This is a genomic window from Pseudomonas sp. P5_A12 (assembly GCF_056400685.1).
The window spans coordinates 1-1251 of the sequence record NZ_JBFUKU010000582.1 but is presented as its reverse complement, the minus strand read 5'-3'; the positions used below and the strand labels follow the sequence as shown (position 1 = coordinate 1251).

1 protein-coding gene is annotated in these 1251 nt (G+C 59.7%); it reads right to left on the bottom strand.

What is annotated here, in order from left to right:
* Positions 1 to 1180 (bottom strand): IS3 family transposase gene (locus AC1DSG_RS31250; protein ID WP_477794307.1). Its coding sequence is split into 2 segments (ribosomal slippage), with 1181 coding nucleotides annotated over them: positions 1 to 835 and positions 835 to 1180; the frame shifts between segments, so codons are not numbered across the junction. This gene is flagged as partial in the annotation.
* Positions 1181 to 1251: the final 71 nt, after the last annotated feature.

Here is a 1251-nt window from a genome sequence, read left to right as displayed (position 1 = left end):
GAGCGATAGTTCAAAGCGCTGTGCGGATGCTGCTCGTTGTAATGCTCAAAGGCAATTGCCAGGTTACGCAGCGCCGTTTCTCGATCCGGCTTGGGCATGTGCGCCACATAATCCCGCTTGATCGTCTTCACGAAGCTCTCGGCCATGCCGTTGCTCTGCGGGCTGCGCACCGGTGTGGTCACTGGCTGCAAACCGATCTGTCGAGCAAACAGGCGCGTTTGTTCGGCGGTGTAGGCCGAGCCGTTGTCGCTTAGCCAYTGCACCGGCRTGGCGGGCAGTTGATCACCGAAGCGCTTCTCCACACTTTCCAGCATCAAGTCGCGGATATCATCGCCACTGTACCCGGTCGGGCTCGCGACCCAGCCGATGGCTTCGCGATCACAGCAGTCCAGGGCGAAGGTCACGCTCAGTTTGGCGCCGTCCTCGCAACGGAACTCAAAGCCGTCCGAGCACCAACGTGTATCGCTGGTTTCCACCGCAATTCGGCCTTCGTGCCGACGCGGCACACCGGGCTGTTTGATCCGGCGCTCAAGCAGCAAGTTGTGATCACGCATGACCCGRTAAACCCGCTTCACGTTGATCGCGGGCAGCAAATGGGTTTCACGGGCGCGACGCAGCAATCCCCAGACACGACGGTAGCCATAGCTGGGCAGTTCGCTGACCTGTTGCTGGATTTCGGCCACCAACTCAGCGTCGTTCACAGGCYTGCTTCGCCGTACTTTGGGCGATACCGATTGCTTGATTCGAACCGTTAATTGCGAGCGCGCCACACCGAGACATTCGCTGACCAGCTTCACTGGTCGTCCCCCGGCAACAAGGGTGAGTGCGCAATCCATTTTCGCGACCGGGCGATCTCCACGGCCTCTTTGAGGATTTCTGCTTCCATCGTCTTCTTGCCCAGCATCCGTTGCAGTTCACGGATCTGCTTGAGTGCATCGCTCAGCTCAGAGGCCGGCACCACGGCTTCACCCGCGCTGACCGCCGACAGGCTGCCGTCCTGATAGAGCTTGCGCCACAGGAACAACTGGTTGGCATTGATGCCGTTGCGCCGAGCGACGACCGACACACTTTGTCCTGGCTCAAGGCTCTCGCGAACCATCGCCAGCTTTTGCTCCGGGCTCCAGCGGCGCCGCCGCTCCTGGCCCAAAAGCTCCCCACTCTTATCGTTGCTGTTAGTCATAAACATAACCGTTTGCCTATCCCTTATCGTAAGGGGGAAACGGTGTCCTGTCTTTCATGGGGCTCGTTCAC